The 23,776-nt window shown below is 38.1% G+C and carries 8 protein-coding genes and 2 tRNA genes; 7 read left to right on the top strand and 3 right to left on the bottom strand.

Annotation, left to right across the window (positions count from 1 at the left end):
• Position 1 precedes the first annotated feature (1 nt).
• The 3 genes from J1N10_RS17700 to mutS all read right to left on the bottom strand — a co-directional run bounded on the left by J1N10_RS17700 (position 2) and on the right by mutS (position 3,038).
• Positions 2-88, bottom strand: a tRNA-Leu gene (locus J1N10_RS17700).
• Between the two features lie 5 nt (positions 89-93).
• Positions 94-169 (bottom strand) — tRNA-Gly (locus J1N10_RS17695).
• 247 nt (positions 170-416) lie between these two features.
• Positions 417-3,038 (bottom strand): DNA mismatch repair protein MutS, encoded by a 2,622-nt coding sequence (gene mutS, locus J1N10_RS17690; protein WP_262328068.1) that lies wholly within the window; start codon positions 3,036-3,038, stop codon positions 417-419.
• Between the two features lie 489 nt (positions 3,039-3,527).
• On the opposite strand from mutS, the gene J1N10_RS17685 reads away from it, so the two are divergent.
• The 7 genes from J1N10_RS17685 (at position 3,528) to J1N10_RS17655 (ending at position 23,765) form a co-directional block, all read left to right on the top strand.
• The gene (locus tag J1N10_RS17685) at positions 3,528-6,692 is read left to right on the top strand and encodes a SusC/RagA family TonB-linked outer membrane protein (RefSeq protein ID WP_262328067.1); all 3,165 of its coding nucleotides are present in this window, start codon (positions 3,528-3,530) and stop codon (positions 6,690-6,692) included.
• Positions 6,693-6,702: 10 nt separating this feature from the next.
• Positions 6,703-8,163, top strand: coding sequence for a RagB/SusD family nutrient uptake outer membrane protein (locus tag J1N10_RS17680; RefSeq protein WP_262328066.1), 1,461 nt, complete (start codon positions 6,703-6,705; stop codon positions 8,161-8,163).
• A gap of 774 nt (positions 8,164-8,937) precedes the next feature.
• On the top strand, positions 8,938-12,111 hold the full coding sequence (locus J1N10_RS17675; RefSeq protein WP_262328065.1) for a SusC/RagA family TonB-linked outer membrane protein: 3,174 nt from the start codon (positions 8,938-8,940) through the stop codon (positions 12,109-12,111).
• Positions 12,112-12,130: 19 nt separating this feature from the next.
• The gene (locus J1N10_RS17670; protein WP_262328064.1) at positions 12,131-13,762 is read left to right on the top strand and encodes a RagB/SusD family nutrient uptake outer membrane protein; all 1,632 of its coding nucleotides are present in this window, start codon (positions 12,131-12,133) and stop codon (positions 13,760-13,762) included.
• Between the two features lie 797 nt (positions 13,763-14,559).
• Positions 14,560-17,733, top strand: coding sequence for a SusC/RagA family TonB-linked outer membrane protein (locus tag J1N10_RS17665; protein WP_262328063.1), 3,174 nt, complete (start codon positions 14,560-14,562; stop codon positions 17,731-17,733).
• Positions 17,734-17,761: 28 nt separating this feature from the next.
• Complete coding sequence (locus J1N10_RS17660) at positions 17,762-19,384, top strand: RagB/SusD family nutrient uptake outer membrane protein (protein ID WP_262328062.1); 1,623 nt, start codon at positions 17,762-17,764, stop codon at positions 19,382-19,384.
• Positions 19,385-20,594: 1,210 nt separating this feature from the next.
• Positions 20,595-23,765, top strand: a complete 3,171-nt coding sequence (locus J1N10_RS17655) for a SusC/RagA family TonB-linked outer membrane protein (RefSeq protein WP_262328061.1) — start codon at positions 20,595-20,597, stop codon at positions 23,763-23,765.
• Positions 23,766-23,776 lie beyond the last annotated feature (11 nt).

Genomic DNA, 23,776 nt, shown 5'->3' with positions numbered 1-23,776 from the left:
TTGGTACCCGAGGCGGGACTTGAACCCGCACGGCCTAATGGCCACAGGATTTTAAGTCCTGCGTGTCTACCAATTCCACCACTCGGGCATCCTTGGAGCGAAAAACGGGACTCGAACCCGCGACCCCGACCTTGGCAAGGTCGTGCTCTACCAACTGAGCTATTTTCGCAATATGTATTCCGCCAAACTTGTTTGGTTTCCTACTTTCAGTATCATTTGCCCCTCTGCGTATCAGAGTTGTTTCTCAAATGCGGATGCAAATATAGCGCTTTTTCAATAATTGCAAATAAAATAATTGCCATTTTTTTAAGAAAAACACCATGAATTCTTTATTCTCTTTGGCGTCAGGAAGTTCGAAAGGGGATTTTTTTCATGCTATTTTCTCACCTCTACCTTCTCATCGCTCATCGCTTAGATTATTTGCCTCCCACCCATCTTTTTATATCATTCAATTTATTGAGTGCCTCCACCGGTGTAAGATTGTTGACATCCAATGTTTGAATTTCGTCGCGTATTTGTTTTAATACCGGATCGTCTAACTGGAAAAAGCTCAACTGCATGCCTTCGCGGTTGTTCGAGATGTCGTCCATAGGTTTCGATAAGTCACCTTTGCGATTCGAGTTCTCGAGCTCTCCAAGTATATCATTAGCTCTGTTAACTACACTTTTAGGCATGCCAGCCATTTTAGCCACATGAATACCAAAGCTGTGATTACTGCCGCCCGGAACTAGTTTCCGAAGGAAAATAACTTTATTATCAACTTCTTTTACCGATACATTGTAGTTCTTGCAACGCTTATGCGTTTTTTCCATCTCATTCAGTTCATGATAATGGGTGGCAAAAAGTGTTTTTGCACCGGCACGTTTATGTTCGTGTATATATTCAACAATAGACCAGGCAATAGAGATGCCATCGTAGGTGCTGGTTCCACGACCTAATTCATCAAATAAAACCAAACTGCGTGGTGTGAGGTTGTTCAAAATACTGGCAGCCTCATTCATCTCCACCATAAAGGTCGATTCGCCAAGGCTGATGTTGTCAGAAGCACCAACGCGGGTGAATATTTTATCAACCACCCCAATAGTGACAGATTCAGCAGGAACATAACAGCCGATCTGTGCCATTAGTGTTATGAGAGCCGTTTGTCTCAGTAAAGCTGATTTACCCGCCATGTTGGGACCGGTAATGATAATAATTTGCTGTTTTTCATTGTCAAGAAAAACATCGTTTGGTACGTATTCTTCACCAGCCGGGAGTTGCTTTTCAATAACCGGGTGGCGACCGGCTGAGATACTTAACTCCAATTCGTCGTTAACAACCGGGCGAACATATTTGGAAATAGTAGCCAGGTTGTTAAACGAAATTAAAACGTCAATTTTGGCCAATAAAATCGCATTCAGTTGAATGGCTGGTATGAATTCAGATAGAGCCATCACCAAATCGTTGTAAAGCTTGGCTTCTATGGCTTGAATTTTTTCCTCAGCTCCTAATATTTTAGATTCGTAATTTTTTAATTCTTCAGTGATATAGCGTTCGGCGTTTACCAATGTTTGCTTTCGAATCCATTCTTCAGGTACTTTATCTTTATGCGTATTGCGCACTTCAATGTAATAGCCGAATACATTATTGAAGGCAATTTTAATACTTGGGATATTGGTTTCCTCACTCAGGCGCTGTTGCAGGTTGGCCAGGTAATCTTTACCCGAGTAGGCAATCTTGCGTAGCTCATCGAGTTCGGTATTAACACCCGTTTGAATTACCCCACCTTTGGCAATCAATGAAGGAGGTTCGTTCTCAATCTCTCGATGAATGCGTTCGCGAATAGTGCTGCAGGCATTGAGTTGGTCGCCAATATGGCGAAGGTGGTCATTGGTACTGTTTAAACAGCTTTCTTTAATCGGCTCAATGGCAAATAGCGCTGTTTTTAGCTGAATCAGTTCTCGAGGAGTGATTCTTCCTGCTGCCACTTTAGCTACCAATCGCTCCAAATCACCAATAGAATGCAGTTCTTCAACAATATCGTTTTTAAGCGCTGGTTCTTTAAAGAAATGCTCTACCACGCTTAAGCGATCTTCAATTGGTTTTACATCTTTTAAAGGTAATGCCACCCAGCGTTTCAGCATACGCGATCCCATGGGGCTGATGGTGCAGTCAATGACATCCGTTAAGGATTTGCCACCTTCGTTGAGCGAACCAAACAGTTCGAGGTTGCGAATGGTGAATTTATCCAACCACACATATTTGTCTTCATCGATACGCCCTAGTGCTGTGATGTGTTGCACTTTATGGTGCTGCGTTAAATCAAGATAATGCAAAATTGCTCCGGCAGCAGTGATTCCATAACTTAGGTTGTGCACCCCGAAACCTTTTAATGAGTTGGTTTCAAAGTGTTTTAGGAGCCTGTCGTGTGCCGAATCAGGCGCAAACGCCCAATCATCAAAGGCATAGGTGTAATATTTATCTCCAAAATAAGCTTCGAATTCCTTTCGTTTACCTTTTTCAAACAGGACTTCCTTAGGCTTGAAGTTAGTCAGTAGTTTTTCGATGTATTCAAAAGAGCCTTCAGCCGTTAAAAATTCCCCTGTGGAGATATCTAGAAACGCAACACCGGCTACTTTTTTATCGATATGTACACTGGCTAAAAAGTTGTTTTCCTTGTGTTCAAGAATATTGTCATTGATAGCTACGCCTGGCGTTACCAGTTCGGTTACTCCCCGTTTCACAATCTTCTTGGTCATTTTCGGGTCTTCCAGTTGGTCGCAAACCGCCACGCGTTCACCTGCCCTGACTAATTTTGGCAGGTAGGTATCCAAAGCATGGTGTGGAAAACCGGCTAATTCAACATAGGAAGCAGCTCCATTGGCTCGCCGGGTGAGTGTAATGCCCAATATCTCAGATGCCTTAATGGCGTCCTCTGAAAATGTTTCATAAAAATCACCTACTCTGAACAGCAAGATGGCATCAGGATATTTATCCTTAATACTATAGTACTGCTTCATCAATGGAGTTTGAACCGGAGCTTTTTTTGTTTTAGCCAAAGTATATCAGTTAAAGTAATTCAACGAATAATTATTCATGAAAACAACAAAATAATCTTGTTTGATTGCGTTGCTATTTTTTTCGAGCATCAAAAGTAAAACTATTAAGCTGAAAAATAAAAGAACCATTCAAATCAAATACAATTGATTGCTGAATGGTTTAGCAAGGTCTTATTTGAGTTCAAGTATAGTATCCAATAAGGGTGGTTTGTTCTAACGAAGTTAATAAGAATTAAACAAATAGAAAAAATAACAACTGGCCTTGTTGTGATAGAAAAAATATGCGTGAATAAGGGCAGTAATAAAATATTAAGAAACTGTTATTGCACGACATCAAAATGAAAGTTGCCTAATAAGCTTTTAAATAGAAAGTAAAAGAAAATACATATGACTATTATCATACATTGCGAAGCAATTGAAAAAGATAGTAATACTATATTCGTGGCGAGATTTACATTAAATGTTTATTAAATTTAAAACCTTTAGTCTATGAAGAAAGTACTATTTGCACTTTCGTTAATGGTTGTGCTTGGTTTGCAGTCGATTTATGCGCAAACTACCAGTATAACCGGTGTTGTGACTGATGCAACTGATGGGAGTCCGATTCCCGGAGTATCAGTATTTGTAAAAGGAACCACGGTTGGAACGATTACTATGCCAGATGGGAAGTACAATCTGGAGATTCCGGCTGATTCCGAAACTCTTGTTTTTTCATTCGTTGGTATGACAACTCAAGAAATTGTTATTGCCGGGAAAACTACAGTTAATGCTGTAATGCAAAGCGATGCAATTGATGTGGGAGAAGTAATGGTTGTTGCTTATGGTACTGCAAAAAAGGAATCATTTACAGGTTCGGCGGCAGTAGTAGGAGGCGAGCAGATTGCAAAAATGCAAACGTCATCTGTATCTAAAGCATTAGAAGGAACCACTTCTGGAGTTCAGGTGGTGAGTTCGAGCGGTCAGCCTGGTTCAGATGCTTCTATTCGTATTCGGGGAGTTGGTTCTATCAATGCATCAAGTTCACCACTTTACGTGGTTGATGGCGTGCCTTATGATGGTAAGCTGAATGCGATTAATCCACAGGACATAGAGTCGTTAACAGTATTGAAAGATGCTGCCAGTGCAGCCTTGTATGGTTCTCGTGGTGCCAATGGGGTTATCATGATTACAACCAAAAAAGGTAAAAAGGGAGAGTCACGTGTGACTTTTGATGCCAGAGTTGGTGTGAATGCCCGTGCTGTTCCTGCTTATGATGTGTTTACCGATCCTGGTGAATATATTGGAAAAGCCTGGGAAGCCTATCGTAACGGTTTTTATGCCGGAGGTGAATTTACCATGGAGGAAGCTGGAGTTGAAGCGTCCAATGATATTATCAATCGTCTTGGTGGCTATAACCCATACCGTGAAGTGGCTGATAACCAGGTAGTGTTACCTGATGGGACTGTATCAAGCGCTCCTTATTTGTATAACGATAACTGGGAAAACGAAACGTTCGAGAATGGTAAACGTCAGGAGTATAACTTAAATATTAGTGGTGGCGGTGAAAAATCGAATCATTACATTTCATTGGGTTATTTGGAGGATGAAGGTATTATCCGAGGCTCTTCTTTTGAACGTTTTTCGTTAAGAACTAATTACGATTATCAACTAACAAAGCATATTAAGTTAGGCACGAACCTCTCTTACTCACGAGGTGAGCAAAATGCACCGAAGACATCATCGGGTAGCTCATTCTCCAATCCGTTTATGTTTACGCAAAACGTAGCGCCATTATATCCGGTTTATATCTACGATGCTGATGGAAATAAGCAGTATAGTCCTACCGGTGAAGTTATGTATGATTTTGGTGATAAAACCATGGAAGGTACAGCTGGTCGCGTGTACGGTGCTCGTCAAAACCCGGCAGCCATGTCGGCTTATGATTTAAATAACCGCATCGAAGACAGTTTTAGTAATCGCAGCTACGTTTCTGTTGATTTTCTAAAGCATTTCAATTTTACGGCCAATGTTGCGTATGACCTAAGAAACCTGAATCGGACGGTGTTTTATAGTCCGCTAAATGGTGACGCGGTGAATGTGCAAGGACGCTCTCAGAAGTATGGTAATCGTTATCAGACAATGACAACCAACCAGTTGTTGAAGTATAATCAATCGTTCGGACAGCATACCATTTCGGTGTTGGCAGGTCATGAATCGTATGATAATAAAATGTCGCAGCTGTATGGTGAGAAAACGAAGTTCTTTATTCCGGATAATCATGAGTTTAATAATGGTGTAAACATTGTTGGTTTGACTTCAGCATCGTATCGCCATACCATTGAAAGTTATCTGTCGCAGGTTAACTACGATTTTAAAGATCGCTATTATTTCTCTGCTAGTTTCCGTACCGATGGTTCGTCTAAATTCCACGAAGATAATCGCTGGGGTAACTTCTGGTCTGTTGGTGGTTCATGGCGAGTTAGTGAAGAGGAGTTTATGAGCAGTGTAGACTGGATTGATAACCTTAAGCTTAAAGGTTCATATGGTGTTCAGGGTAATGACGGTATCTTAGATACGGGTGGTTACACGGTATATTATCCATATAAGGACATGTATAATGTTGTCAATAACAACGGCGAGGTAAGTCTTTCGTTGGCTTACAAAGGAAATAAAGATTTAACCTGGGAGGTGAGTAAGAACCTTAACGTAGGTGTTGAAATGACTGCATTAAATAGTCGTCTGCGTTTTGAATTCGAATACTTTAATCGTGCTACTTCTGATTTGTTGTTTAACAATCCACAGCCAACATCATCGGGTATCTCTTATATTCCTGAGAATATTGCCGACATGAAAAATGAAGGTGTTGATTTTAATGTGGCTTACGATATTATCCGCAATACAAATTTCACATGGAATATGGCCGTTTTCGGCACTCATTATAAAAATGAGATTACAGCATTGCCGGCCGATAAAGTTGAGGAAGGTATTGTGCGCGGCAATAAAATCTTAACCGTAGGTGGTTCAATTTATGACTTTTACTTAAACCAATGGGCTGGAGTTGACCCGGAAACTGGTTCGGCACTTTACTGGATGAAGACGACAGATGAAGAAGGTAATGAAACAATGGTGAAAACGGATAGTTACGAAGAAGTAAGTAGTTCAGATTCGAGAGTGATATCAGGTTCTTCATTGCCGGATTTCCAGGGCTCTTGGAACAACACCTTTACATACAAAAATGTTGATTTGTCACTCGTTACTAACTTCCAGATTGGCGGTCAGGTATACGATGGTAATTATGCGGGCTTAATGCACGCTGGTAACCTTGGAACAAACTGGCATACGGATATTCGTAAGGCATGGACGCCAGAAAATAGAAACACAGACATTCCTCGTATCGAAGAAAACTACCAGGATGCCAACCAGCGCTCTGATCGCTTCTTAATTGATGCCTCCTATTTTAATGTCAGAAACATTACTCTTGGTTATACTTTACCATCGCAGTTGATTGATAGAATTAATATCAAATCAATGCGTGTGTATGTTGCCGCTGATAATGTGTTGTTGGTTAGTAAGCGCTCGGGAATGGATCCACGTCAATATTTTAGTGGTTCAAACAATAGTTTCAACTATGCGCCAATCAGAACAGTTTCGGTAGGACTGAATGTTAACTTTTAATGATTAGGAAATGAAATTAAAGCAATTATATATTCTTGGCTTATTAGCCTTGTTAACTGCGTGTTCTGATGATTTTTTCAATCACGAACCAACAGATAAAGCTTCTCAGGAGCAAATTGATGAGCTTTTAGTAACAGATCCCGAAGCTGTTGTGTCTATCGCAAAAGCCAACGTTGCAGGTATCTATACAGATATGTTTAAGTACAGAACAAGTCATGATGATTTCGGTGTTAAAGCAATGGAATTAGGGTCAGATATGATGACCGATGATATCGCTTATAATCGCGGGTGGTTTGTTTTTGATTATCGACTAGATAACAGAGCTGCTGCTTACAGACGACCAAGAAGTTGTTGGGCGTTGTATTATGAGTTAATTCGTGGTGCAAACAATGCGATTGGCTTGTTAAAGCCCGAGGATGAAACAACAGAATTAACGGAAGAGCACGAAAGTATTCTAGGGCAGGCTTATGCCGCTCGCGGATACTCATATTTTGGGCTGATTAACCGCTTTCAGCATCCTTACCGGATTGATAAAAATGCTCCGGGTATACCAATTTATACCGAAGACTTAGTATTGGCTTCTCGTCAACCGGTTGCCGATGTATATGACTTAATTATCTCAGACCTTAAGAATGCTTACAAACTACTTGAAGGAAAAGGGAAGTCGAAACCCGAGGAATTAAATGAATATGCTGTGGCAGCCATAATGGCTAATGTTTTAAGCTTCGTCACTGATTATCCTAATCAATGGGAAGAAGTGGCAAAGTATTGTGATTTGGCCATTAAAGGTGGTGAGTTATTACAAGGGAGCGAGCTTCACAATGGCTTCAACAGTGTTGATATGAAAGAAGTACTTTGGGGATCGCGTATTAATGCTGAAACTTGTACATTTTATGCATCATTCCCTAGTCATATTGACCCATATGGAGAAGGTTATGCAGGTGGTTTATCGCAATACAAGGAAGTAGCAAGCGAGTTAATCGATGGTGTTGATGAAAAAGATGAGCGTTCTAAGTGGTTTCATAACAAAACTGTTGAAGGTGTTACTTATCAGGTTTGCTCAAAGTTTAGAGATGTAGGTGGTTTTGAGTCTGATTATGTTTATTACCGAGTGGCTGAAATGTACTTTCTAAAAGCGGAAGCATTGCTTCTTGTGGGTGATGAGTCTGGAGCAAAGATGGCTCTTGAAGCAGTTATGAAGACAAGAAATTCGGAGTATAACACTACAACAGCAAAACGTACTTTAAAAGAAGAAATCTACTTCCAAAAACGAATAGAGTGTTGGGGAGATGGAAAACGATTCCTTGATATGGTTCGACGAGGCGAAGCTTTAGATAGAACAAAATCTAATAACCACCATGCAACTGTTATTAAACAAGTGCCGGCAAATGATAATAAGTTTATCTATCAGATTCCACAAAATGAGTTGGATGCTAATAGTGAGATAAATGATGAAGATCAAAACCCATAAATTTAATAGCAATTAGGTTTAGATTAGTAATAGGATAAAAGGTGGCCTTTCGGCTACCTTTTGTCAATTTAGATTTCGTTTATTATTCACGTTATCTTAACTGATTTTAGTTAGGATTTGAATGAAAAACAAAGTTCATTAGGGCAAAAAAGAATTTAACTTTTTGTTCACTATGCTTATCTATAATGAAAGTGTTAATAAATGTTTTGTTAGTATAAGTTTTTAGAGGCAAGCATGAAAGGGTGTTGGTTGAGACGGGGAGTTAATATTTTTCAATGTAATTGTGAAATAATGGTAAAAAGTGTTTATTTGTATTTGTGTTATAAAACACCTTAGCGCAGAATTTATCACCTTTTTAGGTTTTAAATTAATATACTAGTTTGAAAAATAGCATCTCAACGGAGGTGCTTTTTTAGTTTATGATGCTCGCATTCAATTATATTGAAGTGAATGTGTGTTTTCGGTATCAAAAAAGTTTTTGAAGAATCAATTCTTAAAATTGGTAAAACCCAACTAAATGTAGGGTAAAAGTTGGTAAAAACTGTTAATTGTAAGTTCTGGAAGGTATGAATAAGCTAGGAATAACATATTGATATTCGCAAAGGCTTGCAAAAATAAAAACGTAAGTTTCTATAGTGAATATAATTCGTATATGATTGCAAAAAGATGATGATTTAAATCATGCAATTGCAAACGTTCAAGTGTAATAGTAGTATTATTTTAGCTGCCCAAAATTTCAAACAACTAGTATTATTAATTTAAAACCTTTAGTCTATGAAGAAAGTACTATTTGCACTTTCGTTTATGGTTATGGTGGGTTTGCAGGCAATTTATGCCCAAACCACAAATGTAACCGGTACAGTTAGTGACGCCATGGATGGAAGTCCAATCCCTGGTGTTTCGGTGTTTGTTAAAGGGACAACCATTGGTACAGTTACGAATATCGATGGTCAATACAATTTGGGTGTTCCGAGTGATGCTGCAGCAGTTGTATTCTCCTTTGTGGGTATGCAAACAAAAGAAGTTGCCTATACAGGTCAGGGCAGTATTAGTGTAATGATGGAAAGCGAATCTTTAGATGTTGGTGAAGTGATGGTGGTAGCCTACGGAACAGCAAAAAAAGAATCGTTTACTGGTTCGGCAGGTGTTGTGGGTGCCGAAAAGCTCGAAAAAAGAACCATTACATCAGTTGGTCAGGCCTTTGAAGGTTCAACAACTGGGGTTCAGGTAGCAGGGGCAACCGGACAACCAGGTGAATCTCCTAATATCCGTATTCGTGGATATGGTACGTTAAATGGAGATGCTTCCCCTCTTTATGTTGTTGATGGTTCACCTTTTGATGGAAGCCTGGCAGATATCTCTCCAGATGATATTGCATCGATGACTATTTTGAAAGATGCTTCTTCTACTGCTTTATACGGTGCTAGAGCTGCCAATGGAGTTGTAATGATTACAACCAAATCAGGTAAAAAATCTGATGGTAAAGTGAAAATCGAAGTAAAAGCAGTTGGTGGTGTAGTTACACAAGCTATTCCTTATTACGAAACTGTTGGTGCCAAAGATTATTATGAATTAATGTTTGAGGGTTACAAAAACTCCTTGATTCATAGTAATGGTTATACTGAGGCAGATGCAGCAGCTAAGGCTTCTTCAGGTATTTATTCGAAGCTAAAGTATAATCCATTTGATGTGGCAGATGATCAGATTGTTGGTGTAGATGGCAAAATCAACCCTGATGCTAATGTTATTGCGAAGAGCCTAGATTGGTATGAGCCATTAGAACAAACAGGTCATAGGCAAAACTATAACGTTTCTGGTTCTGGTGGTGGTGAACATCATAATTACTACTTCTCTTTAGGCTATTTAGAAGAGGAAGGTTATGTTGTAGATTCAGACTTTGAGCGTTTTAATACCCGAATGAATGTAAATGTAACTCCCAAAAAATGGTTAAAATTAGGGACTAATTTATCTGCATCTGTTTCTACTCAAGGTTTGGCGTCAGCCACTGATGGAAACACTAGCTATGCTAACCCGTTTAATTTTGCTCGTTACATGGGGCCAATCTATCCTGTTTACATCGTTGATCCAACTACTGGAGATTATATCTTAGATGAGTATACCGGCGAAAAACAATACGACTTGGGTGGTGGTTACAGCCAATACGGTATTAATGCACGTCCATCTGGAGCAAATAATGGACGACATATTGCTGCCGAATTAGATTATAACTTCAATGAAACTAAAAGAAACAACTTAAGTAATCGTTCGTTTGCTGAGTTTACAATCATTGATGGATTAAAGGTGTCGACCAACATTGGATTAGATATTCAGAATTATACAAAGAAGGAATATGAAAATGATGTTGTGGGTGATGGAGCTCCTTCAGGGCGCTTTAATGAAACACGCTACACCAGAACAGTAATTAACTGGAACCAGTTGATTAATTATACAACATCTATTAATGAAGTTCACAACATTGAAGTGTTATTAGGGCACGAGTCATATGATAGAAACTATACAAATATGTATGGAATGAAATCGAACCAGACTGTAACTAATACATATGAATTTGACAACTTTGTTACACCTACTTCATTATCAGGTTATTCTTACGATAAGAAGAACGAAGGATACTTGGGTCGTTTCAAGTATAACTATATGAATAAATATTATTTTGAAGGTTCATATAGACGTGATGGTTCTTCTGTTTTCCACCAAGATGAACGTTGGGGTGGTTTCTATTCAGTAGGAGCAACATGGCGTATGGATCAGGAAGCATTTATTCAGAGTATTAATTGGATTGATCAATTAAAGTTACGTGCTTCATATGGCCAGGTTGGTAATGATAGATTAGGAACTAATGTTGCTGATTTTTATGCATACCAGGCATTATATGGCTTTAGGCCAAATGCTGGTGCGCCAGGTTTATACTGGTCAACAGTTGGGAATGATGCGTTAACATGGGAGTCAAATAATTCATTTGATGCAGCTGTTGAGTTTACTGTACTTAACAACAGGTTATCGGGTTCGTTGGAATTCTATAAAAAGACTTCTGAGGATTTGCTTTATGATATGCCATTACCGTTGTCAATGGGGCTAAATTCTCAGCCACGAAATATTGCTACAATGTATAACCAAGGTTTTGAGATTGGCTTGAGTGGCACAATTATCAAGAACCATGCGTTTAACTGGGATATGGATATTCAGGCATCGACGGTTAAAAATGAAATTACTGAAATTCCTGATCCATTTATTAATGGTTCTAAGCGTTGGTCAAAAGGTCATTCGGTTTATGATTATTGGTTGTATGATTATGCAGGGGTTGATCCAGATAATGGAGCAGCGCTATATAACGTTTGGGAAGAGGAAGATGGTAAAATGGTTCAGCAATTTGATGCCGAAGGAAATGCAGTGACGACGACTAGTTATTCTGCCGCAGGTAAGCGTTATACTGGAGACTCGTCAATTCCAGATTTATTTGGTTCAATTAGTAGTGCATTTAGCTACAAGGGATTTGATTTAAATGTCTTAATGACTTATTCGATTGGAGGTAAGATCTTAGATTACAACTATGCATCATTAATGCATGGTGGAACCTATGGTAGAGCTCTTCATGTTGATCAGAAAGATGGATGGAGACAAGAGGGTGATAATACAGATATTCCACGCTTGGAGAATGGAAATTCAAATATTAACCCAACTACAGATCGTTGGTTGACTGATGCTTCCTATCTTGCTCTTAAAAACATTAACTTAAGTTATACATTCAGGCAGCAGGCAGTTAAAGACTTTGGAATTTCACAATTAAAAGTGTTTGCTACTGCTGAGAATCTATTCATGTTAACAGAACGAAAAGGAATGAACCCACAAGAGGCATTCTCCGGAACAACAAGTAATGTTTACCTTCCTTCACGAGTAGTGTCATTCGGTGTTAATGTTTCGTTTTAATAATTGAAAAACAAATATCATGATTAAACATATAAAAAAGGCCGCTATTTTGTTGTTGGCCGTTTCAACCTTCGGGTGTTCAGAGAGTTTCCTTGAGACATACCCGTCGGATAGTGTGTCAACTGCAGAGGCATTATCATCACCGAAAAATATGATGGCAGCTTTAAATGGTGTGCACAGAGCAATGTATGGGCAATCGACTTTTGAAGATTATTCATTAGCTGCTGAAGGGTATATTTTACCTATGATGGAATTTGGTGCAAGTGATGCCTTACATTCAACATCAGGTAATGGTTGGTTTAGGTGGAACCTAAGATGGTTAGTACATACTGATCCTAATGATAGTGATATGGAGTATGTGTGGTATCATCATTATAATATTATTGGTGGTGTTAATAATATTATTAATGCTGCTGAAGGAATGACTGTTACGCCTGAATTAGCAAATGTATTAGGTCAGTGCTATGCATATAGGGCTTGGGCTCACCATCGATTGGTAACATTGTTTGCTAAAAGCTATACTTATGGCAATCCCTCAAGTGATAAAGGCGTACCTGTAATGACAAAGACAGCAGCTCCTTATGAAGGATTGTCAAGAGGTACTGTAGAAGATGTATATGTTCAATGTGAGGCTGATATCAAGAAGTCAATCGAGTATTTTGCTGAAGCATCAAAGCCTGAAGATAACTCACATATCTCTGTAAATACAGCTAATGGAATTGCAGCTCGTATTGCTTTAACTAAAGGCGATTATGAAAATGCAGCTAAATATGCAAATGCAGCTCGTCAGGGATACTCTTTAATGAGTGAGAAGGAATATAAGGCTGGTTTTAATAATTTCGAGGATACAGAAATTATGTGGGCTGGCGATATTATCCCAGATCAAACTACTTATTACAGAGCTTGGTTCTATTATCTTGGAACTAACTTCAACGGTTCTCAAAATCGTGGTAATCCTAAGTTTATTAATCATGAGTTGTATAGCTTAATAGATGATAACGATTACCGTCAGGATATGTGGTTAGAGACTGCGCCAAATTCTATTGATGTTGAATTTGATCAGATTGGCGATGAGCCAAGTAATGATGATCCAGTTATTTCTGGTGATGAAAATTATGCGACCAGGGGTGAATTTTGGGCTGCATGGGGAAAAGTTATCGAAGAATACGATATGACAAGTTCTTTTAATACCTATCCCTATATGTCAGTGAAGTTCTTAAATGCAAATGGCGGTACAATAGACCCGGATGATGTATTGTATATGCGTGTGTCAGAAATGTATTTAATTGAAGCGGAAGCGTTGGCAATGCAAGGTGGTAAAGATGATGAGGCAATTGCTGTTATTACCGAATTAGCAAATGCAAGAAGAAAAGATGAGTCAATTGCTTATGATGTAAATGCCAGAGGACTATCCTTAATTGATGAGATTAAAGTACAGCGACGTGTTGAACTTTGGGGAGAAGGTCATCGATGGGTAGATATGAAGCGATATGACGAAGCTTTAGATCTAACCAATAGTGGGGCAGATGAAACTTTATACCAAAAGGGATTCAAACAAGACAAGCCATCTGTGAATGATGCTTGGATTTATAAAATTCCACAAGCTGAAATTAATGCAAATCCTAATATAGGAGAAGGTGATCAGAACTAATCTTTGGTTCAAAACGTAACAAAAAAAGGCTGTTCTTTGATGAATAGCCTTTTTTTTGTCAATTGATAAAACACTCAAATGCTTTGGTTAGCTGCTAATGAAGTCTTTAGTGAATATTCTTTAATGCTCTAAGGGCAACATTATTGCTTACTGAAGCTGCCGGTAAATAACCAAATTGTATAACGACTCAATCGCGATTCAGTTTTAATTGCATCTGCCAGGATGCATCATCCTACCTTATATCATATAAAGACCAAGTAAATGGATAGATAATACAAATTAAACACGTATTAAAGTCAACTGTAATTGAATTTAATATGAGTTTAGTATGAGTTTAATGTGACTTTACTGTGAGTTTAGTGCATAGTTAGTCCTATGGAGATACGTAGATAAAATATTGCTGAATGAATAGAAATTGAAGGATGATTCAGAATTAAGTTTTGGTGCGAAAATTAACAAAAAAGAGGCTGTTCTTTGGTGAGCAGCCTTTTTTTGCGTAATTAAACATTAGTAATGTTGGTGATAATTAATTTGAAATATGGTTTGTTGCTGCTTCTATATGTAATATTATAATTTACTAATGTTCATGGTTTTTCAATGTATGCATCTAAAAACAAATTATATGTGTTTCATAGTACGGCATGGTTAGCGCTATAAAATAACATTATGTATTACAAAAAAAATGATTGGAAGAGTATAAAAAGTTAAAAAGTTTTAAAACAAAGCAAATAGTGTTATATTTGAGGCGGAAAAAATAAGTAATAATTATCCTATTTATTAATTTAAACCTTTTGTCTATGAAGAAAGTACTATTTGCACTTTCGTTTATAGTTCTGGTAGGTTTACAAGCATTAGCACAAACAACTAATGTTACCGGAACTGTTACAGATGCAGCAGATGGAAGTCCTATTCCTGGTGTATCTGTTTTTGTTAAAGGAACAACCATTGGTACCGTAACTACTCCTGATGGTACTTATACGCTCGCTGTTCCTAATGATGCAACAACTATTGTATTCTCATTTGTAGGTATGACAACGCAGGAAGTTGCCTATACAGGTCAATCTACTGTCAATGCTGTTATGCAGAGTGATGCAGTGGATGTAGGTGAAGTAATGGTTGTAGCGTATGGTACAACTACAAAAGAGGCCTTTACGGGATCTGCAGCCGTAGTTGGAGCTAAAGAGTTGGAGACACGCGCTGTTACTTCAGCTGTTCAGGCTATAGAAGGTAATGCTACAGGTGTTCAGGTAATGTCTGCTTCTGGTCAGCCTGGTTCATCTCCTGCTATTATTATTCGTGGTGTTGGTACCTTAAATGGTTCTACAGCACCTTTATACATCGTTGATGGAGCTCAGTATGAGGGCGGGTTATCTAATATTAACCCTGAAGATATTGAGTCAATGACCATTTTAAAAGATGCTAACTCAACGGCTCTTTATGGTTCTCGCGCTGCCAACGGTGTTGTTGTTATTACTACAAAAAGTGGTAAAAAACGTGACGGAGGCCTAAGAGTAAATGTGAGTGCTAGTCTTGGTACTTTAACTCAAGCTGTTCCAAATTACGACGAAGTTAGTCCTGGAGAATATTATGAATTAATGTGGGAAGGATACAAAAATTCATTGATTGACGGTGGAGCTAGTGCTGGTGATGCAGCGATACAAGCTTCAGCCGAAATTGCCGATCGATTGGCTTATAATCCTTTCAATGTGCCGGATGATCAGATTGTTGGAACTGATGGTGTTCTGAATCCAAATGCGCAAGTTATCACTAAAGGTTTGGATTGGTATGATGCTCTTAGTCGAACTGGTCAGCGTGAGCAATACTCAATTAATGTATCGGGTGGTAACGATAAGTATGATGTTTATTTTTCTACCTCTTATTTGGATGAAAAGGGGTATGTGATCAATAGTGATTACGACCGTTTAACAACCTTCTTAAAAGCTAATTTTCAACCTAAAAAATGGTTAAAATTAGGAGGTAGTGCCAATCTTACTATGTCCGAAACGGCTGGCCCTGCTTCTAGAGGTACTTCTTATGCTAACCCATTCTTCTTTGCTAAATCGATTGGTTCAATTTATCCGGTTTGGGTTACCGATCCTGCTACGGGGGACTATATTCTTGATGAAGCAGGTGAAAGAATTTATGACCTTGGAGAAGGTTATCCAGAATATGGTGTTAAAGGCCGACCTACTTTAGTGGGGCGTCATACTATTGCCGAAACGTTATGGAATAGCGATATTTCTAAGTTAAATAATTTAAGTACTCGTTATTATGCTGATTTCTTCATTATTGATGGATTAAAGGCTACTTTAAGTTACTCGATAGATGTTCAGGATTACATCAATAAAGAATACGAAAATAATATTGTTGGAGATGGAGCGCCATCAGGACGTTATAGTGAAGATCGTTATAGAAGAACAACCGAGACTTTCTATCAGATGTTGAGCTATAATAAGCGTTTCGATAGTGGGCATAATTTTGATGTAACAATTGGTCATGAAAGTTTTGATCGCCATTATTCTGAGAATTCAGGAATGAAGAATACTCAAACTGCAAGTGGTATTTATGAATTCGACAACTTCTCTCAAGTATCTAATTTATCTGGTTATTCTTCTGATAAACGTACCGAAGGTTACTTTGCTCGTGCTAACTACAACTATAATGATAAATATTATATCAGTGGTTCTGTTCGTCGAGATGGTTCATCTGTTTTTAATAAAGATGTTCGTTGGGGTAATTTCTTCTCACTTGGAGGTTCTTGGCGTTTGGATCAGGAAACTTTTATTCAGGACATTACGTTTATTGATAAGTTGAAATTAAGAGCTTCGTTTGGTCAGGTTGGTCAGGATAATCTTGGTGATTTTTATATCTCACAGCCTAGATATGCCTTGTATTCAAATGCTGGTGAACCAGGTATTTATTGGTCAGACCTTGGTAATAATGCATTGACTTGGGAGACCAGTGAGAGCTGGGATGCTGCTTTGGAGTTTGCCTTGTTTGATAGAAAGATTGATGGTTCGATTGAATATTGGAATCGCACATCTTCGGACTTGTTATACAATGTGCCTCTTGCACCATCCAATGGTTTAAGTGAAGGTCCTGCCAATATTGCCACCATGGTTAATGATGGTATCGAAATTTCGATAAAAGGTAATCTTCTTCGTACGACAGACTTTAACTGGGATTTAACGGTTACTGCATCAACCCTTAATAGTGAAATTACTAAAATACCAGATCCCGTAGTGACGGGTTCAAAGCGTTGGGCTGAAGGGCGCTCTCGTTATGAGTATTTTATTTATGACTATGCTGGTGTTGACCCTGCTAATGGTGATGCATTGTATTACAATTGGAAAGAAGTACTCGATGAGGAGACTGAATTGGGAACTGGTAAATTTGAAAAAGAAGTAGATGAGACTACGGGTGAATTTGTGACTTACAATGATTACAATGATGTAGGTAAAGGATACACTGGAGAAACTTCTCAGCCAGATCTTTATGGTTCTATTATTAACGACCTGTCATATAAAGGCTTTAACCTAAATTTCATGTTCACTTATGGAATTGGTGGTAAGATTTTAGATTACGGTTATGCCAATATGATGCACGAAGGTGAGTATGGAGAATCTATGCACCCTGATTTATTGAATGGTTGGAGACAGCCTGGTGATGTTACCAATGTTCCAAGGATGGAAAATGGTGATCCAACATTATTACAAACGATGTCAACACGTTTCTTAACAGATGCATCATATTTCGCAGTTAAAAATGTGAACCTTTCTTATACTTTCCGTCAGGCATGGGTTAAAAATGCTGGTATTGGTCATTTAAAAGTGTTCTTAGTTGGTGAAAACCTATTCCTTAAGAGTAAGAGAACTGGTCTGAATCCACAATATAACTTAGCAGGTACACCTGATGGTTATGATTATAATCCATCACGCGTATTCTCTGTTGGAGTTAATGTTTCATTCTAAATGTACTAACTAGTTTAAACAGGAAAATATGATACGAAATAAATATATTTTACTAATCGTTTTAGCGGTATTGTTCACGGTTGGGTGTTCAGATGATTTTCTTGACACTAAACCAACAGATGCAATATCCGCGGAAGATGCATTGTCGTCTCCAGATAATATGATGTTGGTGTTAAATGGACTCCATCGTCAGATGTATGCTCAGTCGCCTTTAGAAGGTGCAGAATGGTCAAGAACTGGTCAAAGTCACTTTATGCCAATGTTTGATGCAATGGGCGGGCAAGTTATTCATACTTCACCTGGTAATGGGTGGATGCGTGGTGATTTGCAGTGGATTATACATGTAAACCCCAATTACACGACTCCATACAATTTGTGGTTTCAGCGTTATCATTTTATTGCAAGTGCTAATTCAATCATCAACGAGGTAGAAGAGGCTGGTTTGACAATAGATGCTGATATGAATAATATTCTTGGGCAGGCTTATGCATATCGTGCCTGGGCATATCATCAATTGGTGATGACTTATGCGAAAGGTTATTTGGTAAGTGCTAATCCAGCTACTGAGCCTGGTGTTCCATTGTTGTTTAAAACGGAGGCTCCATATACGAGTCAGCCACGTTCATCGGTGCAGGCTATCTATGACCAAATTGAGGCGGATATTGATATGGCGATTACCCATCTGAAAGATGCATCTCCAGCCAAGAATAAATCACATATCTCTTTAAATGCAGCATATGGAATTAAAGCGCGTATTGCTTTGTCCAAAGGCGATTGGTCTACAGCTGCAGGTAATGCAGAGTTGGCTCGTCAAGGTTATCCTCTGATGAATGAGTCCGCTTATACTAGCGGTTTCAATACATATGATTTAGACGAAGTGATTTGGGGTGGTCGCGTAATAAGCTCTGAAACCAATTACTATGCTTCATATTTCTATTATATCGGTACTAACTTTAATGGTAGTCAGAACAGGGGTAATCCAAAAATGATTAATAATGAGATTTATGACCTGTTGCCAGATACCGATTACCGTAAGAAATTATGGTTGCCGTTAGCTCCAAATACAAACCCTAATGCATCGAATGGACAGGGGGGGAGCTATGAGACAGATCCTAATTATGACAATTCGGATGATTTCTGGGGGGCTTGGTCAAATGTTGTAACAACTTACAATATGACAACTGGACACCATACACATCCATATATGTCGGTTAAATTCTTAAATAAGAATGGTGGTACAATTGATCCTGATGATGTTAATTACATGCGTTCGTCTGAAATGTACCTTATTGAGGCGGAAGCTTATGCTATGCAAAATATGATTCCTGAAGCACAGGCTGCTTTGCAGGCTTTAGTAGGAGAGCGTAACACGGCGTATAGTGCAGCGGGCTTTACTACTCAAGAAGCGCTAATGGATGAAGTTAAATTTCAAAGGCATGTTGAGCTATGGGGTGAGGGATTTGCATTCCATGATCACATTCGATGGGATGAAGGTCTTGATCAGACTAACTCTGGTGCATCAGCCGTGTTGTATCAGGATGGTTTTAGTCAAGCTAAACCATCTGAAAATCCACGTTGGGTATGGAAGATTCCGCAGGCAGAAATTGATGCCAATCCAAACTTAACAGAAGAAGATCAAAATAAGTACTAGTATATCGTACTAAATGGTTTTAATATTACTTAAAAATCCCCGGGTTTTCCCGGGGATTTTTTTGTTTGCCTATTTGTTTATTGATGAATTCCTGCGACTCTTTCTAATCGTAGTGTTGTTAGAGGGCGGTGGCATTTAGTAGTTTTTGAGTCGAGTATATTAATGTTTAGATTTGAATTAGGTTTGATTCGATTCTATTAAGTGTATGTTTATTGATTAGAAATGTTGAATTGCAGATTAATTTATTGAATTGTAATCAGTTTTCGTTAGTCGATAAAAATTACTTTAAAAAATGTTGCGTGGCGTATTAATTTATGGTCAAACTACTGAAATTTTGAAAAGTGCTAATGATTCATTAAAAGTCGCTTTTTGAAAAGTAAATGATACAAATGTCAATGATATGACGATGTAGAGGTACTTCTTAAATACAGAAATATAGACTAAAAAGGTAGAAAGTTAAATGTGTTGAAAATAAGATGGTTGTGAGTAATAAGAAAATGGCTTTCATTAATACTGTTAATAAAAACTAAATATGGTTATGTTGTGTTATGGAAAAAATGCTATATTTGTTTTGCTTGTATTTATTATATTATTTCAAAAGTTAATATAAAGGAGTAGTAAGTGTCAGTAAAACAGCTAGAAAAATATTTTTAGTTGAATAGCTGGTTATGATGATATTTAAGAGGTGGTATTGCGCTATTAACGAAAAGTGTAATATTATGATGCTAATGCTTGAAATAGGATAAGTATTAGTTATTTTTTCCGTTGCCGCATATTGTTAAAATATGCGGCTTTTTTGTGTAGTATGGTATTGTTGTTCACAGATATGCTTTTATTCTTCAAAATTTTCAAATATTATATGTGTATGAATGTGAAATAACGGAATAGTACTGTGTTTGATAAAGAATTAATAATTAATTGTATAGGAGAAGTAGGTGGATTATGTTAGTGTTAAAAAGCGTAAAAATATCACATATTTCATATTGACATTTGAAAATTGTTAATTAGAAAATGTAAGGAATATATTCGAAATGCTTTCAAATTGCTATTGCAATGGGGGTTGATAGTGTATTTGTACATCTCTAGAGATGGAATATGATTTATGTCAGGAAACAATTTTGTTAAAAAGTTTTAAAACTACCGAAGTATTGTTACTTTTGCTGATGTTAAAATAAAAATTGTCCTATTTATTAATTTAAACCTTTAGTCTATGAAGAAAGTACTTTTCGCACTTTCGTTTATGGTTATGGTTGGTTTGCAGGTGTTAGCGCAAACCACAAATGTAACCGGAACTGTGACTGATGCATCGGATGGTAGTCCTATACCTGGTGTTTCAGTTTTTGTAAAAGGAACAACCATAGGTACTGTTACTACTCCTGATGGTACTTATACTTTATCTGTTCCAAATGATGCATCTGCAGTTGTATTCTCTTTTGTAGGTATGACTACACAGGAAGTAGCCTTTACCGGGCAAACAACAATTAATGCAAATATGCAAAGTGATGCAAAAGACATCGATGAAGTTATTGTTGTGGCTTATGGTACATCAACAAAAGGTTCATTTACCGGTTCTGCTGCAGTTGTTGATGCCGAGGTGATTGAAAAACGTCAGGTTGCTAACGTTGCCCAGGCTCTGTCAGGTTCTGTAGCGGGTGTTCAGGTATTAAGTGATAATGGCCAGCCAGGTGCATCTCCTAAAGTGCGTGTGCGTGGTGTTGGCTCTATTAATGCTGGAATGAATCCTCTTTATGTTGTAGATGGTATTCCTTTCGATGGTGATTTATCTTCAATCAGTTCATCTGATATTGAGTCGATGACAGTATTGAAAGATGCCGCTTCTACTGCTCTTTATGGTGCACGTGGTGCTAACGGTATTATCATGATTACTACCAAAAAAGCCAAGGCCGGTAAAGCTAATGTGAATGTAAATGTGAAGTATGGTTTTAACTCTCGTTCTGTTGAGAACTACGAAGTGATGACTAGCCCTCAGAATTACTTGGAAAAATCGTACGAAGCAATTTATAATGCCGGTATTTACAATTTGGGTTATACACCTACTGATGCATACTTATATGCTAACTCAAGAATCATGTCTGATTCAGAAGGTGGTTCAGGTTATCAGGTGTACACTTTGCCTGATGGAGAACATTTAATTGGTACAAACGGAAAATTGAATCCGAATGCTACTTTAGGTTATAGTGATGGAACTTATTACTACACGCCTGATAACTGGGAGGATGAAATGTTTAAGGAAAATCCTCGTCAGGAGTATAATTTATCAATTTCAGGAGGAAATGATAAGAGTACTTATTATATTTCATTTAACTACTTAGATGATCAGGGTGTTGTAGAAGGTTCTGGTTTCGAGCGTATTTCAGGACGTTTTAAAGGCGAGCACCAGGTGAAAGAATGGTTAAAAGTTGGTGCCAATGTTAACGTTAATAATATCACTAGTAGATATCCAGGAGAGCAAACAGAAACAAGCTCAAGTGGTAACGCCTTCTTTATTGCCAACTATATTGCTCCTATTTATCCATTGTATGTTCGTGATGCCGAAACACAACAGATAATGATGAATAATGGTCGTAAAGTATACGATTATGGTGATGGGCAAAGTACTAATATGGACCGTTCGTTTATGTCGATTGCTAACCCGGCTGGTGACTTAGCGTATAACAAAACAGACTATAAAACGGATGTGGTTAACAGTACTTGGTTTGCTGAAATTTCACCAATTCAAGGCTTAAAAGTTAACGCTCGTTATGGATTAAACGTTGATAACACACGTTATAATGACCTGGGTAACGCCTATATGGGACAAAGTGCTTCATATGGTGGTACTGTTTATCAACAAAACTCAAGAACATATGGTTTTAACCAGCAATATGTAGCTAACTATCAATTTGATGTTAACGACGATCATTTATTTGATATTACTGCTGGTTACGACGGATATGAGTACGAGTACGAATATGCTTATGCTTCAGGTCAGAACCTATACGACCCTGATAACTACTACGTAAATAACTCAATTGACCAAAAGCGTGGTGGTGGTAAAAAAGATAGCTATGCAACAATGGGATTTTTTGTTAGAGCGAATTATTCATTAAGAGATACTTATTTCTTCAATGTAGCCTATCGTCGTGATGCTTCGTCTCGTTTCCACAAAGATAACCGCTGGGGAGATTTTTATTCGGCCAGTGCTGCCTGGATGATAAGTAACGAACCGTTTATGGAGTCATTATCATGGGTAAACATGTTAAAGTTAAAAGCTTCTTATGGTGAGCAAGGTAACGATGCTTTAGGTAACTATTATGCATGGGCTGATCAGTATAAGATGAGTGGTGCTGATGGCGTATTTGCTGACGGAACGCTTGATTATAAAGGTCGTAAAGATATCAGCTGGGAAACTTCAGTGTCCTATAACATAGGTATTGATTATGCTTTGTTAAATAACCGTTTAAGTGGTACAATAGAATATTTCGGACGTAAGTCGTCAGATATGTTGTACTATGCCCCTAATACGAAGATTGTTGGTTATTCTACTACTCCAATGAACATAGGGTCGATGACTAACTCTGGTTTTGAATTAGAAGTAGCATATAACATCCTTAATACCAATAATATTAATTGGTCAGTAAACGCCAATGCTACCCTTATTAAAAACGAAATCAACGAGTTATCTGCTAACTTAAATGGTCAGCTAATTGACGGCAGTCGTATTTACCAAGAAGGTGAATCGATGTATCGCATGTTTTTAGTTGAATATGCTGGTGTAAATGCTGAAACTGGTTTGGCTGAATACTACACAACAGCTGATGATGGTAGCCGTGTTCGTACGTCAGATTATTCAGAGGCAGCCAATCATAAAATTGCAACCGACGACTTATTACCATCTGTATATGGTGGTTTCGGTACTAATGTTGAACTATTTGGTTTCGATGCTTCTGTACAATGTGCTTATCAAATGGGTGGTGAGATTTATGATTCAGGGTATCAGCGTTTAATGCATAGTGGTACATCTGGTTCAGCCGGACAGAACTGGCACAAGGATATTTACAATGCCTGGACACCAGAAAATACGAATACAAATGTACCACGTTTAAATGCCAATGATCGCTATGCAAGTAGTACATCTACTCGTTTCTTAACTAGTTCTGATTATTTAAGCTTAAACAATATTACAGTTGGTTATACCTTGCCTGCTGATTTAGTGTCTCGCTTAAAAGTTCAGAAGTTACGTATCTATGTATCGGCTGAAAATGTGGCAGTTTGGGCAAAGCGTCAGGGTTTGGATCCTCGTCAGAGTTTCACATCTGCAACCACTGCACGCTATACGCCTATTCGCACTATTTCTGGTGGTTTAAACTTGGTGTTTTAACAACTTAAATG

The organism is Carboxylicivirga litoralis (assembly GCF_025499605.1).
GTDB lineage: Bacteria > Bacteroidota > Bacteroidia > Bacteroidales > Marinilabiliaceae > Carboxylicivirga > Carboxylicivirga litoralis.
The sequence above is the reverse complement of the archived record's forward strand: the minus strand, read 5'-3'. Positions and strand labels throughout refer to the sequence as shown.

What these genes read in the sequence shown, in the direction of transcription:
- J1N10_RS17685 (WP_262328067.1), top strand. Translation starts at nt 3,528, where the DNA reads ATGAAGAAAGTACTATTTGCACTTTCGTTAATGGTTGTGCTTGGTTTG.
- J1N10_RS17680 (WP_262328066.1), top strand. Translation starts at nt 6,703, where the DNA reads ATGAAATTAAAGCAATTATATATTCTTGGCTTATTAGCCTTGTTAACT.
- J1N10_RS17675 (WP_262328065.1), top strand. Translation starts at nt 8,938, where the DNA reads ATGAAGAAAGTACTATTTGCACTTTCGTTTATGGTTATGGTGGGTTTG.
- J1N10_RS17670 (WP_262328064.1), top strand. Translation starts at nt 12,131, where the DNA reads ATGATTAAACATATAAAAAAGGCCGCTATTTTGTTGTTGGCCGTTTCA.
- J1N10_RS17665 (WP_262328063.1), top strand. Translation starts at nt 14,560, where the DNA reads ATGAAGAAAGTACTATTTGCACTTTCGTTTATAGTTCTGGTAGGTTTA.
- J1N10_RS17660 (WP_262328062.1), top strand. Translation starts at nt 17,762, where the DNA reads ATGATACGAAATAAATATATTTTACTAATCGTTTTAGCGGTATTGTTC.
- J1N10_RS17655 (WP_262328061.1), top strand. Translation starts at nt 20,595, where the DNA reads ATGAAGAAAGTACTTTTCGCACTTTCGTTTATGGTTATGGTTGGTTTG.